This window comes from Vibrio vulnificus NBRC 15645 = ATCC 27562, assembly GCF_002224265.1.
In the GTDB taxonomy this organism is placed as follows: Bacteria; Pseudomonadota; Gammaproteobacteria; order Enterobacterales; family Vibrionaceae; genus Vibrio; species Vibrio vulnificus.
This window is the reverse complement of sequence record NZ_CP012882.1, coordinates 166,520-179,880: the sequence shown is the minus strand read 5'-3', so window position 1 is coordinate 179,880 and position 13,361 is coordinate 166,520. Positions and strand designations below refer to the sequence as shown.

General features: G+C 48.1%; 12 protein-coding genes. 2 read left to right on the top strand and 10 right to left on the bottom strand.

What is annotated here, in order from left to right; translation table 11 throughout:
• Positions 1-39 precede the first annotated feature (39 nt).
• The 8 genes from AOT11_RS16630 to AOT11_RS16595 all read right to left on the bottom strand — a co-directional run bounded on the left by AOT11_RS16630 (position 40) and on the right by AOT11_RS16595 (position 10,108).
• The gene (locus tag AOT11_RS16630; RefSeq protein ID WP_017421867.1) at positions 40-2,091 is read right to left on the bottom strand and encodes an alpha-amylase family glycosyl hydrolase; all 2,052 of its coding nucleotides are present in this window, start codon (positions 2,089-2,091) and stop codon (positions 40-42) included.
• Between the two features lie 214 nt (positions 2,092-2,305).
• On the bottom strand, positions 2,306-2,740 hold the full coding sequence (locus tag AOT11_RS16625; protein WP_011151663.1) for a YccF domain-containing protein: 435 nt from the start codon (positions 2,738-2,740) through the stop codon (positions 2,306-2,308).
• A gap of 137 nt (positions 2,741-2,877) precedes the next feature.
• The gene (locus AOT11_RS16620; RefSeq protein ID WP_026050573.1) at positions 2,878-4,809 is read right to left on the bottom strand and encodes an LTA synthase family protein; all 1,932 of its coding nucleotides are present in this window, start codon (positions 4,807-4,809) and stop codon (positions 2,878-2,880) included.
• Positions 4,810-4,819: 10 nt separating this feature from the next.
• The gene (locus tag AOT11_RS16615; protein ID WP_026050572.1) at positions 4,820-6,472 is read right to left on the bottom strand and encodes a phosphoethanolamine transferase; all 1,653 of its coding nucleotides are present in this window, start codon (positions 6,470-6,472) and stop codon (positions 4,820-4,822) included.
• 5 nt (positions 6,473-6,477) lie between these two features.
• Complete coding sequence (locus tag AOT11_RS16610) at positions 6,478-6,834, bottom strand: diacylglycerol kinase (RefSeq protein WP_011082289.1); 357 nt, start codon at positions 6,832-6,834, stop codon at positions 6,478-6,480.
• A 331-nt stretch (positions 6,835-7,165) separates the two neighbouring features.
• Positions 7,166-8,446 (bottom strand): ATP-binding protein, encoded by a 1,281-nt coding sequence (locus AOT11_RS16605; protein ID WP_017421870.1) that lies wholly within the window; start codon positions 8,444-8,446, stop codon positions 7,166-7,168.
• Between the two features lie 9 nt (positions 8,447-8,455).
• On the bottom strand, positions 8,456-9,160 hold the full coding sequence (locus AOT11_RS16600) for a response regulator (RefSeq protein WP_017421871.1): 705 nt from the start codon (positions 9,158-9,160) through the stop codon (positions 8,456-8,458).
• Between the two features lie 312 nt (positions 9,161-9,472).
• Positions 9,473-10,108 carry an NAD(P)-dependent oxidoreductase gene (locus tag AOT11_RS16595; RefSeq protein ID WP_017421873.1) on the bottom strand — a complete coding sequence of 212 codons (636 nt, stop codon included), beginning with the start codon at positions 10,106-10,108 and terminating at the stop codon, positions 9,473-9,475.
• Between the two features lie 119 nt (positions 10,109-10,227).
• On the opposite strand from AOT11_RS16595, the gene AOT11_RS16590 reads away from it, so the two are divergent.
• The gene (locus AOT11_RS16590) at positions 10,228-11,130 is read left to right on the top strand and encodes a LysR family transcriptional regulator (protein WP_017421874.1); all 903 of its coding nucleotides are present in this window, start codon (positions 10,228-10,230) and stop codon (positions 11,128-11,130) included.
• 34 nt (positions 11,131-11,164) lie between these two features.
• Here AOT11_RS16590 and AOT11_RS16585 read toward each other — a convergent pair whose 3' ends face one another.
• Entirely contained in the window at positions 11,165-11,884 is a 720-nt protein-coding gene (locus AOT11_RS16585; RefSeq protein ID WP_017421875.1) for an SDR family oxidoreductase, read from the bottom strand.
• Positions 11,885-12,024: 140 nt separating this feature from the next.
• Between AOT11_RS16585 and AOT11_RS16580 the strand changes: the two genes are divergently transcribed.
• Positions 12,025-12,939 carry a LysR family transcriptional regulator gene (locus AOT11_RS16580; protein WP_017421876.1) on the top strand — a complete coding sequence of 305 codons (915 nt, stop codon included), beginning with the start codon at positions 12,025-12,027 and terminating at the stop codon, positions 12,937-12,939.
• Here the strand turns inward: AOT11_RS16580 and AOT11_RS16575 are convergent.
• Positions 12,926-13,276 carry a DUF3147 family protein gene (locus AOT11_RS16575; RefSeq protein ID WP_017421877.1) on the bottom strand — a complete coding sequence of 117 codons (351 nt, stop codon included), beginning with the start codon at positions 13,274-13,276 and terminating at the stop codon, positions 12,926-12,928. The two genes, AOT11_RS16580 and AOT11_RS16575, sit on opposite strands and share 14 nt — an antisense overlap.
• Between the last annotated feature and the right edge of the window lie 85 nt (positions 13,277-13,361).

Genomic DNA, 13,361 nt, shown 5'->3' with positions numbered 1-13,361 from the left:
CAGGGTGGAGACACCCAGCTTTATGTCACTGAGTTGGCGTTACTCAGCACATTTTGACGCCATCACGTTGAGTGGTGTGCCTTGTTCGTCGAACTGTAAGCTCCAAACGTAGCGACCCTCGTCCATGATGGTAACGGCAGTGTCTTTCCCATAGCCCCCTTTGATGAGTGGGTTTTCTTGCCCTAGCTTCAAACTGAGACCTTTCGCGGTGAATTGGGGTGTCCAAGTCTTCGCAGCGTACTGCATGCGATAGCTGCCCGGTTTTTCGTTGGTGACCACTTGGTAAATGCCGTCGCCTTTGTATTCAAATTGGCGATGATCTTTATGCTGCCAACTGGAGTCACTGAAATCGCCGACCACGTAAAGCTTCTTGCGCATCGGGCCTTTTTCATCGACGGTCGGGTTATCACATTGCGCCATAAAGCCTTCGCCAATACCGCTGGCGAGCGCCATTTTGGCGATTTGTGGTCCTGCTTTAGAGGGTTGCTCAATGCTGAGGAAGCGTGCTTCCAATGGCGCTAAAGGAATCAAATATTGCCCGTCGATCAGTTTGATCTCTTCGTCGTTAATAAGGTCGGTCAAGTGCCCTTCAGAGCCTGCTTTAACCGCATCAAGCTGCAGATATTGCAGGTGCTTGCTGATGTTGGCCACATATAGGATCGCTTCGCTATCGGTACTCTTATGGTCGATGTAGGTTTTGTTGTCGGCCAGTACATTGACGCGCTTACCCTGTGATAACGCAGGGTGCTGATTTCTCAAATTCATCAACTGTTGAATATAGTGTTTGAGATCTTGCTCATTGGCATTCAATGTGGCAGTCACGCCTTCCACTTTGCCACTTGAGCGCGCCACGTGATCGTCACATAACCCTTTCACTGCGCAATCTTGCTCTACTTTGGCAGCAAAGTTTTCAACTTGATCGCCAATTTCGTCGCCATAATACAGTGTAATGGGGCCAGTATAGGCCGCTTGGAAGGCAAACACCGCTTTGTGCCGTAGCCAATACTCTTCGTCTTGTGGCTGAGCGATGTTGCCACGTTGTAGGAGATCACCAAAGCGCACCAAATCATGGTTGCCAATCATCAAATTGGGTTTGGCGTGTTCAGGGTAGAGTGCATGCAAGTTCATGCCTTCTGCTAGCCATTCCCCTGATTTTCCGCCAACACCCGCTTCATTCACACCAAAAGTCTCAACCAAACGGTAGCGGACCGGAAAATCAAACGCGGAGCAAAGGGCCGGATTTTCATTGCTGCCATAGCCTGTTTCAATGATGCGGTTTTCTCCAGCCCAGATTTCCGCCACCATGTATCCAAGCGGATTGACGGTTTCCCCTTTGCTGTTGGTGTACGTCACGGCTTTTGAAGCGTTATCCACGGTTTTGCGAATCTCCACCCAAGCTTCTTTTGGCACTTGGTAGGCTTGGTCTAAACGCCAACCATCAATCTTCAACTCTTTAATCCAAAATTCGGCCACTTCTTGATAGAAGGCGAGACTCTCTGGATAGTCGACCGGGTTGTTGCTTCCTTCAGGCAGCTTGCCTGTGGGGGAAGCCGCCACATCGCCTTTGTGATGACCAAATACGCCATCAAAGAACACGTACAACCCGCGGGCATGCGCTTCTTCGACTAAACGTTTGGCGTCGTCCATTGTGCCAAAGCGTGGATCAACCTCGAAGTAATTAGTGGCAAAGTAGCCCGTGGCATCAAGGCGATCAGCCCAATGGTCTTGCCCCGCTTTAGGCTTGGAATTAAAAATCGGTGTCAGCCAAATGCCATTCATACCCAAAGATTGAATGTAATCGAGCGAATCAATAATCCCTTGGATATCGCCTTTATGATGGCTGGTACCATAGCCAGTACCGTGACCAATTTGATCGTTGCCATTAACGAAACTTTCCACCATGACTTGATAAATGCGTAAATCGTCGGCTTTGTTCATGGCAACCGCATCGCAGCGATAGGCATTGGCGGTAGGAGGCGTGTCGATTTTAGATGAAGCATTACAACCGGCAAGCAAAGCGGCAGTAACAGCCAGTGAGAGTGTAGTCAGTACCTGTTTCACGTTGATTTCCTTATTAGACTTTTCGCTCAATTATTGATGAACAATTCACCAACTGAATCAGCCTTATAAGACGTGTTAGAGGGAGGAGGGGGGAGGATGAGAGATCGCTATCACGGACAATTGAATCTTTTGTCCTACAGAGCAGGGTGAGGATCACGAATTGTGCCGCTGGACGAAAAAACGCCACCTTGAACAAGTGGCGTTTTTGTAATCAGTGTCACACTAACGGTGGTGCTGACGTCCGTTAACGAGAGCGGTTGTGGTATCGGGCTGCTTCTGCCACTTCGACCGGTACGATGGTTTGGCCAATAGGCGCCAGTGAGATCACCGCCAGTTTGAGATGTTGCAGCGCGAATGGAATACCAATGATGGTGATAAAACACGCCACAGCAGAGAGAATATGACCAATTGCCAGCCACACGCCTGCGACCAAGAACCAAATTACGTTGCCAATAAGCCCTAGTGGTCCTGTACCAATATCGCGTTTATTGGTCAGTTCGTCGCGATAGACTGCCTCTGAACCAAAAGGAAAGAAGGAGAAATTACCGATGACGAAACACGCTCTTCCCCACGGGATCCCGATGATACTGATAAAGGCCAAAATGCCAAAAAACCACCAAGCAAGCCCCATAAAAACGCCGCCAAACAAAAACCAAATAATATTTCCGAGAGTTCGCATATGTGTTCCTAAACCCAGTGAAATGAAGCGTTGAGTATCCATAGACTAGATTAATCTGAGATGAACGAGAAGCGCGTAAGCCAAATAAAAACGCGATAAAACAAAGGGGCCGTTTCAGGCCCCTAGCATGTTCTCGGTTAATAATCCGATTTGTACCAATTGTATTTGTACGCCATCGAACCAAATAGCGCATTGGCTTTGGCTTTATCGAGCGACTCTTGGCTGACCTCTTTTGGTGTTAAGCTTTTGTCTTCAAAGTTGTAGTGATAGGACGACACTTTTTCACCTGGAGAGAACACCACCAAGCTGTCACGCGTTAAATAACCGTAGTTTTTGTCAAACTGCATCATTGCGCGTTCATCTTTGCGAGCCAAAGGCTTGGTTAAGTCGCGGCCGATCATTGGCGATGTTGCATCAATGCCGATCAGCGACAGCAGCGTTGGAGGCATATCGATGTTGTTCGCTAGGCGATCATCTTTTCGTGGTTCAATACCTTTGCCCAAAATCACTGCCGGAATATGGAAGCGATCGACAGGCACCAGTTGCGAACCAAACACTCGGGCATCATGGTCTGCAATGACGATGAAAATGGTATTTTCCCAGTAGTCGGACTGCTTGGCTTTGTCGAAGAAAGTTCCTAGTGCGTAATCAGAGTATTTGACGGTATTGTTGCGCGTGTTGAACTCACTCTCATACGGCTCAATTTTGCCCGCTGGATACTCAAATGGGCTGTGATTGCTGGAGGTAAAGACGAGGCTGAAAAACGGTTTTCCCTCTTTGTTAAGACGGGTAAATTCTTCATCCGCTTTGTTGTACAAGTCTTCGTCACTCACACCCCAAGAACCGGTGAACTCCGGATTTTGGTATTGTGGCTCATCGACAATTTGCTCGAAGCCGTTGCCAAGGAAAAAGCTCTTCATGTTGTCAAAGTGCGCTTCACCACCGTAAATAAACTGGGTGTGATAGCCTTGTTTTTTCAGCAAGTCCGCGATGGTAAAGAAACCCGTTTGGCTCTTGCTGAGTTTCACGACGGCACGTGATGGCGATGGTGGGAAACCCGTGGTGATGGCCTCAATACCACGAACAGAACGTGTACCGGTGGCGTACATTTGAGTGAAGTTCCAGCCTTCTTCCAACAGTTTGTCTAGATTGGGTGTTAGCGGTAAACCGCCTAAGCCACCGACAAAACGAGCGCCTAAACTTTCCTGCAGCAAAATCACTAGGTTTTTGGGCTTGCCTTGATAAGTGGCGTTATTCACGTTGAGGGTTGGCAGTGAGCCTTGGACAAAATCGTGCTTGGCCGATGAGGCTTTCACCAGCTCGATGATCTTGTCTTGGCTCATTTGGCCATAAAACTTGTCCGCGCTGCGTTCAGATTTCATGTTGTTGATGGCAAAAAAGACCGAGTACGAGGAGTTGAGTACCAGATCGTTAACCAACGGATCGCTGGAAAATGCCACCATCGCTGGATTCAGCGGGCGGTGTCCCAGAGATGAACGTGCACCCAACACGCCCAATAGCACAACCGCAGTGGCTAACACAGGGCGCCATTGCCATTTGATTTGACGAACATTTTCAGTGACTTTGCCACTGAAAATCCAACCTAACCAAAGCGTAGCGATGGACCCTACAAGACCGATAAATAGTTCAATCTTATAGCCTTGCCAAAGCATGCTGAACACTTCTTTTGGATAGATCAGGTACTCAACAAACAATCGGTTTGGTCGTAGATCGTACTCCATGATAAATGGTGGCGTAGCCAGTTCCATATAAACCATGATCCAAAGACCAGCCACAAGCCATACGCGTAACACGGCGCGCCAAATTTTGCCGACCATACCGTCGACAGGCAGGATGGCAGCTAAGAGGCAAGGGAGGATAAATAGCCAACACAAGGTGGCAATATCCACGCGCAAACCTTGAAACAGTAAATCGCTCCATCCATCAGCGGCGGTAATGCGATCAAATTGCCACAAAGCGAGTAGGAATCGCGAGAGTGTTACAAGACCAAGTGCAACGGCTGCAAAGGCAGCAATCGGCTGTAAGGGACCTAAATTAATCTTACGCATTGATGTTTCCTTATTGCGCGCGGCACTGCTTAAAGAGATCAAGGGTGGCATCGTACTCACTGGTACTCACATCCATCACGCCGAGCAGTGAATGGAAAATGTAATCATGCGAGTAGGTATCGGTTTGCTTGGCTTGCTGCTCAAGGCAGTCAGCATTGATCTGTTTTGTCTGGGCAAAACCCGGTGACATCCAAAGCATCAGTGGGACTTTTGTTTGGTACTCAGGGGCTAAGCTGTATGGCATGCCATGCAGAAACAAACCATTCTCACCCAGAGATTCCCCGTGGTCAGAAACGTAAATCAGCGCCGTGTTGTAACGCTCCTCAAGTGCTTTGAGCTTATTGATAGTTTGGCTCAATACATAATCAGAATAGAGGATGGTGTTGTCGTAAGTGTTGACGATCTGTTCTACCGAGCAGTTTTCAATGTCTGCGCGTGGGCAATCGGGCATAAAGGCCGCTTTGTCTTTCGGGTAACGTTGGAAATAGGTTGGTCCATGGCTACCAATCAGATGAAGCGCTATCACACGGTTGCCATTCAAGCTCTCAACGTCTTGCTCAAAATTTTCCAGCAACGCCATGTCGAAACAGGTGCTGCCATTACAAAGTGCATCTTTACGAGAGCGGTCAATGGTCACTAGGCGAATGTTTTTTGCTACATCCTTGTCGCCACCATCATTTTCTTTCCACAGAAGTGACACACCAGCACGGTTTAAGATGTCCAGCGCATTGTCTTGATTATCTGCCGTTGGGCGATCAAAGTTTGAGCGTGTCATGTTAGAGAACATGCAAGGTACAGAGACTGCGGTTGCGGTGCCACATGAGCTGACATCTTGAAACGAGATCATGCCCAATTCGTTGGTGTATTGGTTTGTAGGACGGGCATAACCGTTCGCTTGGTAGTTTTGCGAACGTGCCGTTTCACCGACGACAAAGACCAACAAGGTCGGCTTTTGCTCCGCCTGCTTTAGAGCCAGTTCTGACTGTTTGGCATCAAGGCCCAATTGGCGGTAGGGCTGTGGCGTGGAAAAGTAGGTATCGCGAACATACTTAGTGGCACTGTACACATACTGAGTCGGGATGATCATCTTTTTCAGATGGGTATTGTTTCGCCCAATAGATGCGTAATCTTGGTAATAAAGGCCTGCAATCACCGCGATCACGGCCAAGGAGGCGAGCATACTCGCAGCTTTCTTCGCCACCATGTGCAGCGTAGAGCCTGACAGACACAAATTCAGTTTGCACACCAACAGGGCAGGAACTACGCCCATCAACAAGGTCCAGATGACAGAATACGCGCTGAGGTATGATCCTGCTTCGCTGCTGTCTGTTTCCATGATGTTGGCAATCATGCCGTAGTCAAACAAAGTGCCGTAGTTGTAGCCGGCATAGCTGACCATCGCAGAGAGAAGAAGCAGCACCGCAAAGAAAGGCTTACTTAGCCAAGGCCAACTGAATAAGTTGAACAAGAAGTTCAATGCCGCAAGGAAAAAGATTGGTACTGAAATAACAAAACCCACCTTGACAGAGTCGAGGTGGCTAATGATGCTGAACAGCTCTTTGTAAATCGGCAAATTAACGATGGTGGCGAAATAGATCGCCAGCACCAAAGTGAATGTGGTGTATGAGCATTCACGATTAAACAGGGATTTGATTCGATTCATTGTGGTCACAGCAATACACTCGCCCAAACAAACAGCGCCAGTGCTAAGGCAACGAAGACAGCTGCAGAGCCAATGTCTTTCGCTCGGCCACTCAGTTCATGCCAATCGTCACTAATGCGGTCTACGACGGCTTCCACCGCAGAGTTGATCAACTCAACAATGACCACCAACAGTAAGCTAGAAACCATGAGAATTCGTTCAATGGTCGTCACTGGAAGGAAGAACGCGGTGATGGTTAGCGCAGCGGTCAGAAGAATTTCCTGACGAAAAGCAGCCTCGTTAATCCATGCGGCTTTCAAGCCTTTCATTGAATAGCCCGTTGCGTCGACAATACGACGAATACCTGTTTTTCCTGGTTTCAAAATATAACCCTACTACTTGTTATTAATGGGAAGCTCAAAGCTGGTTGCGGCCAATGAGTCGCTAGCGGCCGCTAAGCTAATTCAACACTCGTCAAGCAAATGTGAAAAGAAGTGACAATAGAGGCGTTGGGAAAGATTAAGCTGGTCAACTGCGCGTTTCGGCACCAGTAACGTAAGAATCACAACGTAAAGCTGCCCTTGTTATCACTTCTATCAATGACTAAATTGAAATGTACAGCGTTTTATTATGAAAATCAGTCACGCACGTGTAATGAATTGTCGCGCTTTGTAAGATTGGTAAGCTGAATGATGCCGAGGGCATCATTCTGTGTTAGAGGGAAAAACGAATAATGAAGCAGGCCCCGCCCAGCGGGCTATGCGCAACTTGCGCACTGCCGTTGTGAATCTGACAAATCTGTTTGACGATCGCCAAACCCAATCCATAACCGCTGGTGGATTTGTTACGCGATTTGTCGGCGCTGTAAAAGGCATCGAACAGGTAAGGCCAATCTTGTTCAGCGACGCCTTTGCCATCATCGTGCACTTGAAACTCCAACTGCTCGGCTGTGTGTGTCACTTGAATGCGAACTTGTGTTTGCGTGTAGCGCATCGCGTTACGCACCAAATTGTCGAGCGCTCTTTTCACAAGGTGAGGATCAACATTGGCTTGATCACAACAGCTGTCGATCTGCAAATGGATGGGATGATAAGTTTCGCTCTGCCACTTTCTCACGAGGGTTTCACACCAAGGTAGGAGAGAAATCGCTTGTGTGTGCAACTGAGCTTCGGGTCTTTCCATTTTGGCGTAGTAGAGCATCTCTTCTACCATGGCTTCCATTTCATCAATGTCTTCCACCATGCTGGAAACCGATTTTTGTTGCATCTCGGTGAGCGGCGAGTCGGCAAGTAAATCGGCTTGCCATTGCAGACGAAAAATTGGAGTGCGCAGCTCATGAGCCACAGCGTTAGTCAAAACCTTGTTGCTGGTGATCAGATTGGCGATCTTATCCGCCATGAGGTTGAAGCTTTTGTTCAAGGATCCGACGGAATACCGCGCGGTGGTGCGGGCTCGCGCGGACAAATCACCCGATGCAAAGGCCAATGTCACGCGTTCTAACTCACGAACTCGACGACTTAGAAACCAAATCAAAATGACGCAATAGATAGCAAAGCCGATAATGAAGAAAACCCAAACTAAATTACCGCTAAAATCGATGGCTTGCCTTAACGGTGATTGCAGATCTTCTTTTAAGTGATAGATGGTCGAGTTAGCTGAAAAGCGCATCCAAACATCAAAATCATCATCCAGATAAACCAGCATTGCAGGATCGACAAAAACAGCAGCAATCTCTTTTGGCAGCTGCTTTTGCTCGTAGATGGTTAAAATAGAACGCGTGGCTTCGGCGTAATTTTCCATCGCTTCGGTGAAATAGGCTTGGCCTTTTTCCTGATACAGTGGCGTTAGCAGATCATGAAACGCATTGATCTCGAATTCTGTCAGTACACGATCGTAGTCGGTATTTAACTGATAGACGATCACCTCGTAGCCCCACAATGTGGCAAAAAACAAAAGAATCAGGCCAAAAAAGGCTTCCAGATAAATGCGCTTCATTTTCGGTGTTTATTCATTCCATGTGTCTGGCATAAACATATAGCCCTTGCCTCGAACCGTGAGAATTTTCTTTGGTGGTGTGGTGGTATCGTTGAGTTTTTTCCTCAACGTGACCACACGATTGTCAATGGTGCGATCCACGCCATCGTATTCAATGCCTCGCAAAGCCTTGGTCAAAGATTCCCGCGAGAGCACTTGCTCGGCTGATGTTGCCAGCAGCCAGAGCAAATCAAACTCCCCATCGGTTAAATTGATGGTTTGATCGGCCAGTTGACACTCTCGACGAATACGATTGAGTTTCAACGTACCGTATCGGCAGTTGTTGGCGTCTTGGTTAACGGCTACATCTGGTCGTCTCAGTAGCATCCTCACCCGAGCCAGCAATACGCGTGGTTTAATGGGTTTATTGACAAAGTCATCCGCGCCAATTTCCAACGCTGCAACGTGATCGAAATCGTCATCGCTGGCGGTTAACATCAGGATTTTACCATTATAGGCGTCGCGAATTTGCCGACACACGCTCAACCCATCTTGACCAGGTAACATCAGGTCAAGCAGGACGAGTGCAGGCTTTTCGTTGAGGATCATTTCAGGCGCATCCGTGCCATTATCAACGGTGATCACTGAAAATCCTTGTGACATAAAATAGTCACTTAACATCTGTTGGAGCTTGATGTCATCTTCAACAATGATCAACTTCTGGTCTTCTACCATGGTGTCATTCTATGCTTTGTTTTGTTGTTATATTGAGTACGTCATCAGAAGTACTGATATGAAACGAGAAGTTATACGACTCACTTCACCTTTTCAAATATAAATGACCACCAAGGAGATTGACAGCAGGAGGTTATCAGAATGGGCACAAAATCAATGTCGTCGTTTTGTATGACTTTGTCATGATCTTGAAGGACAAAGGACAAAGGACAAAGGACAAAGGACAAAGGACAAAGAAGAATGAGGCGCACACCTGAACGCTTAAGACGCTCAGGTGTGCCTAGTCAATTGAAGGGGTAACAGGCGGTGAGTTTAGTACGCTACGCCAATGCGTTGATTAAGGTACTGGTTCGTTTCTAATACATCGAGCAAGGCCGCTGCGTAATCTGCCACGGAAATTTGGCTCTTACCGTCGTCATCGCTGAGCAGTTGATCGCCCCCGACACGGTATTGATGACGTTTCTCTGCTGGAAAAATTTCTGCCGCTGGGCTGATAAATGTCCACGTAAGGGGGCTGGAGGTTGAACGGAACCGATCCAGGGCGTCAGATTGAGCCAGCGCTTCCGCTTTGTATTCCTCAGGGAACTCTGGCACGGTAACGAGTTTGACACCCGGTGCTACTTCTAGCGAACCCGCTCCGCCAACCCAAAGCAAGCGCTTAACACCGACGTCGGCCAATTGCGTCAGTAACAATTGAGCGGTTTCAGCCACGATGCTGTGATCGCCATTCGCTCGGCCACCAATGGCGGCAATAACGTAATCTGCATCTTGGAATGTTTGCGCCAGGTTGTGTGGCTGGCGAACATCAAATGGACGTTTCTCTACATCATCGCGTTCAATGGCATTGGGATTGCGAGCGATAGCAATCACATCATGACCGCGTTCGCGTGCTTCGTTGACAAGGGTACTGCCGATCCAACCTGTTGCGCCTAATATTGCTATTTTCATTTCTCTTCTCCGGTTCTACGAGGTTTCGTTATGGAGAGAGTCTACTCATGAGATATATCGGGATAAATACGAAGAAATGATATAGATTGTTTCAATAAATCGATCTAATTGAGATGCTCATGGACAGACTCGACGCCATCAAAAGTTTTATTGAAGTCGCCAATTGCCGAAGTTTTACCCAAGCGGCGGAAACCTTATCGCTAAGCCGGCTTCAGGTGACTCGGCATGTTCAAGAAGTGGAAAGCTGGCTTCAACAGCGTTTGCTGCATCGCACGACTCGAAAAGTCAGCCTGACGCACGCTGGCGAACAAGCCTTTATTCGATGCCAGCGCATTTTAGATGAAGCGGCAGCTTTGGAGTTGGACGCGGTTCAAAGCCGAGATTCGCTAACGGGGTCGATTCGCATTTCCGCCCCGATAGGTTTCTCTCAGCACCATCTTATTGATGCGGTGTCTGCCTTTACTGGGCTGCATCCCTTAGTGACGGTGGATATTCTTGCCTCCGATCGCTTTTCGCAATTGGTGGATGAGCGCGTAGACGTCGCCTTGCGTTATACCGATCAACCCGATGAGACGTTAATTGCGAGAAAACTGATGGATATCGATGCGGTCGTGTGTGCGACCCAAGGGTATTTGGATGAACATGAGCCCATTGTCGAACCGGAAGATTTAGCCAACCACAACTGCTTAGTTCATTTGAGTACCCACTTATGGCGATTCGTTGCCGATAATCAAATCTCTGAAGTGTCGGTAAAAGGCAATATACGGGCAAATGACCTCAGTACCTTATTAGGTGCGGCGTTGGCAGGGAAAGGGGTGATCCGTCTGCCATGTGATTTGGCCAATCCGCTTTTGCAACAGGGTAAGCTTGTCGCACTATTGAACCGCTATACTTTGCCTTCGTCTTCCTTGTGGGCTGTTTATCTCTCTCGCAGTTATCAAACTCCGGTGGTGCGTCAGTTTATTGATTTTATTGCGCAGCGATGGGATCAGAATGTGCAATTGTGGCAAAGGCCTGCGTAGTTGCAGGCCTTTGTGGTGCGATAAGCATGAGCAGTTATGGCTGTTGCTTGGTCGGTGCTAGAGCGATTTCACGAATACAGACGTTTTGAGGTTGCTGGTAGGCAAACAGCACGGCTCTTGCGACATCGTCTGCAGCCAACACGCCACCCATATCCACTTTCCACGCATCGTAGCCGTCTTTGATTTGTTGCGATGTGGTGTGTGAAAGCAATTCGGTTTCGACCGCACCCGGTGCGATGGTCGTGACACGCACGTTAGAGGCCGCCACTTCCTCACGCACATTTTCAGAAATGGCATGCACAGCGAATTTGGTGCCACAGTATGCCGCGTGATCTGGGAAGGTTTTCTTACCTGCAATCGAGCTGATATTAATAATGGTACCGCTGTTGCGTGCTTTCATTGGTGCTAACACCGCTTGCATACCGTTCAGCAAACCAAGGACATTAACATCAAACATACGTTGCCATTCATTGGCTTCTTGCGTGTCAATCTGGCCAAGTAACATCACACCGGCGTTGTTTACTAATACGTCTGCAGGGCCATAGATTTCTTCTGCACGAGCAATCGCAGCGTCAAAGGTGCTTTTGTCGGTCACGTCCACTTGAGCACAAAGTGTGTTTGGCAAATTAAGCGCCTCTAGGCGCTCGACGCGACGTGCCAAGAGCAGCAGCGGATGACCTTCTTCACTGAAACGACGCGCGATGGCTTCACCAATACCAGAGCTTGCACCTGTAATAACGACTAACTTTTTCATTTTGTGATCCTCTTTAAAAGTCGTTTTGACTTGTTGATGCGTAGTTTATGAAAAGAATTTTTGTTGATATATATCGACCTAGTTGAAACTCTGTTGTTATATGGCAACAATAAAACATCAAAAGAAAAGAGAAACCGCCGATGCAAACACAGATCAACCTAGCGGATATCCGCTCCTTCGTACTGATCGCACAACTTGGTAATTTCACCAAAGCTGCAGAAGCACTGGGAGTATCGCGCTCGCATGTGTCTCGCCAAATTAGCCAACTGGAGAAGCAAATGGGGGTGACGTTGTTGATCAGAACCACGCGCACGCTCAAACTAACGGATGCGGGCAAAGCACTGTTTGCTCAGTGTGAGATGGCTCTGCATAGCATCGATCAAGCGGTGTTGGCAGCGGTGGATGATATTGAAGCCGTTCGGGGTGAAATCCGAATTAACTGTGTGGGGGGTTACTTAGGGGAAGAGGTGATTGCGGAGGTGGTTGGTCAGTTTATGCAGCAATATCCGCAAGTGCGAGTGGATTTGGATTTTAGCAGCCATCGTGTTGACCTGATCGAGGATGAATTTGATATCGCGTTTCGCATGGGCAAACTGGAAGATTCTGGTTTTGTCGCCCGCAAGCTGATTGATGTGGAAATGGGCACTTATGCCAGCCCCAGCTACTTAGCGATGCACGGACGACCTGACCATCCCAAAGAACTGGATCAACACGCTTGTTTAACGGGCTCGGTGACGCGTTGGACCTTCCAACATCGACACACTAAGCAAACATCAGATTGTCAGGTGCGTGGGAAATTGCGCTGCAAAAATGGTCGAGTGATGTTGAAAGGGGCTTTGGCAGGAAACGGCATCATTCGTGTCCCCACGCTTTACTGTATGCAAGAACTAGAGCAAGGCTTGCTGAGAGAGGTGTTTGAGGATTGGCATGTTCCAAGTGTGGCGTTCTCTGCGCTGTATCATCGTGATCGCTATCAACCTAAACGCCTTCGCACCTTTATCGAGTTCACCAGCGATTATTTTCGTCAGTTACAAAAGAGCATTAAGTCAGCTTGATGCCAAAGTGTTTGACAATGAAAGCGACGCAGGCAAAAGAACTGACGGAAATCAGTGCGCAAAAGAATAAGGAAATCCAAAAGCTAAATCGTTCCATGAGATACGGAAAAATCAGAAACATGGGAAGCGTAGGGAGCACATACCAAAATGTGTAGTAAGCGTGATTCGTCAGCTTTTCGTTGCCTTGTCCTTCAAGGTACATCCAAATCAGCGCGAGGATGGTCACGGTGGGAAGAGCGGCGATAAGCGCGCCCGCTTTGTCGCTGCGTTTGGCTACCTCAGAAATAAATACCACGATCGCGGCCGTGATTAAGTATTTGGTGACAATCCAGTACATTGCATTTCCTTTGTTGTTTATTCGGCTCTCCTTGCCGTGTTTGCATAGTAGAGTGACTGAGCAAAAACTCAATGAAAAAAGGCGC

Excerpts from the sequence above, each read along its gene's own strand:
- AOT11_RS16600 (WP_017421871.1), bottom strand. The coding sequence starts at position 9,160 with ATGGTAGAAGACCAGAAGTTGATCATTGTTGAAGATGACATCAAGCTC.
- AOT11_RS16595 (WP_017421873.1), bottom strand. The coding sequence starts at position 10,108 with ATGAAAATAGCAATATTAGGCGCAACAGGTTGGATCGGCAGTACCCTT.
- AOT11_RS16580 (WP_017421876.1), top strand. The coding sequence starts at position 12,025 with ATGCAAACACAGATCAACCTAGCGGATATCCGCTCCTTCGTACTGATC.
- AOT11_RS16590 (WP_017421874.1), top strand. The coding sequence starts at position 10,228 with ATGGACAGACTCGACGCCATCAAAAGTTTTATTGAAGTCGCCAATTGC.
- AOT11_RS16605 (WP_017421870.1), bottom strand. The coding sequence starts at position 8,446 with ATGAAGCGCATTTATCTGGAAGCCTTTTTTGGCCTGATTCTTTTGTTT.
- AOT11_RS16620 (WP_026050573.1), bottom strand. The coding sequence starts at position 4,809 with ATGCGTAAGATTAATTTAGGTCCCTTACAGCCGATTGCTGCCTTTGCA.
- AOT11_RS16585 (WP_017421875.1), bottom strand. The coding sequence starts at position 11,884 with ATGAAAAAGTTAGTCGTTATTACAGGTGCAAGCTCTGGTATTGGTGAA.
- AOT11_RS16615 (WP_026050572.1), bottom strand. The coding sequence starts at position 6,472 with ATGAATCGAATCAAATCCCTGTTTAATCGTGAATGCTCATACACCACA.
- AOT11_RS16625 (WP_011151663.1), bottom strand. The coding sequence starts at position 2,740 with ATGCGAACTCTCGGAAATATTATTTGGTTTTTGTTTGGCGGCGTTTTT.
- AOT11_RS16575 (WP_017421877.1), bottom strand. The coding sequence starts at position 13,276 with ATGTACTGGATTGTCACCAAATACTTAATCACGGCCGCGATCGTGGTA.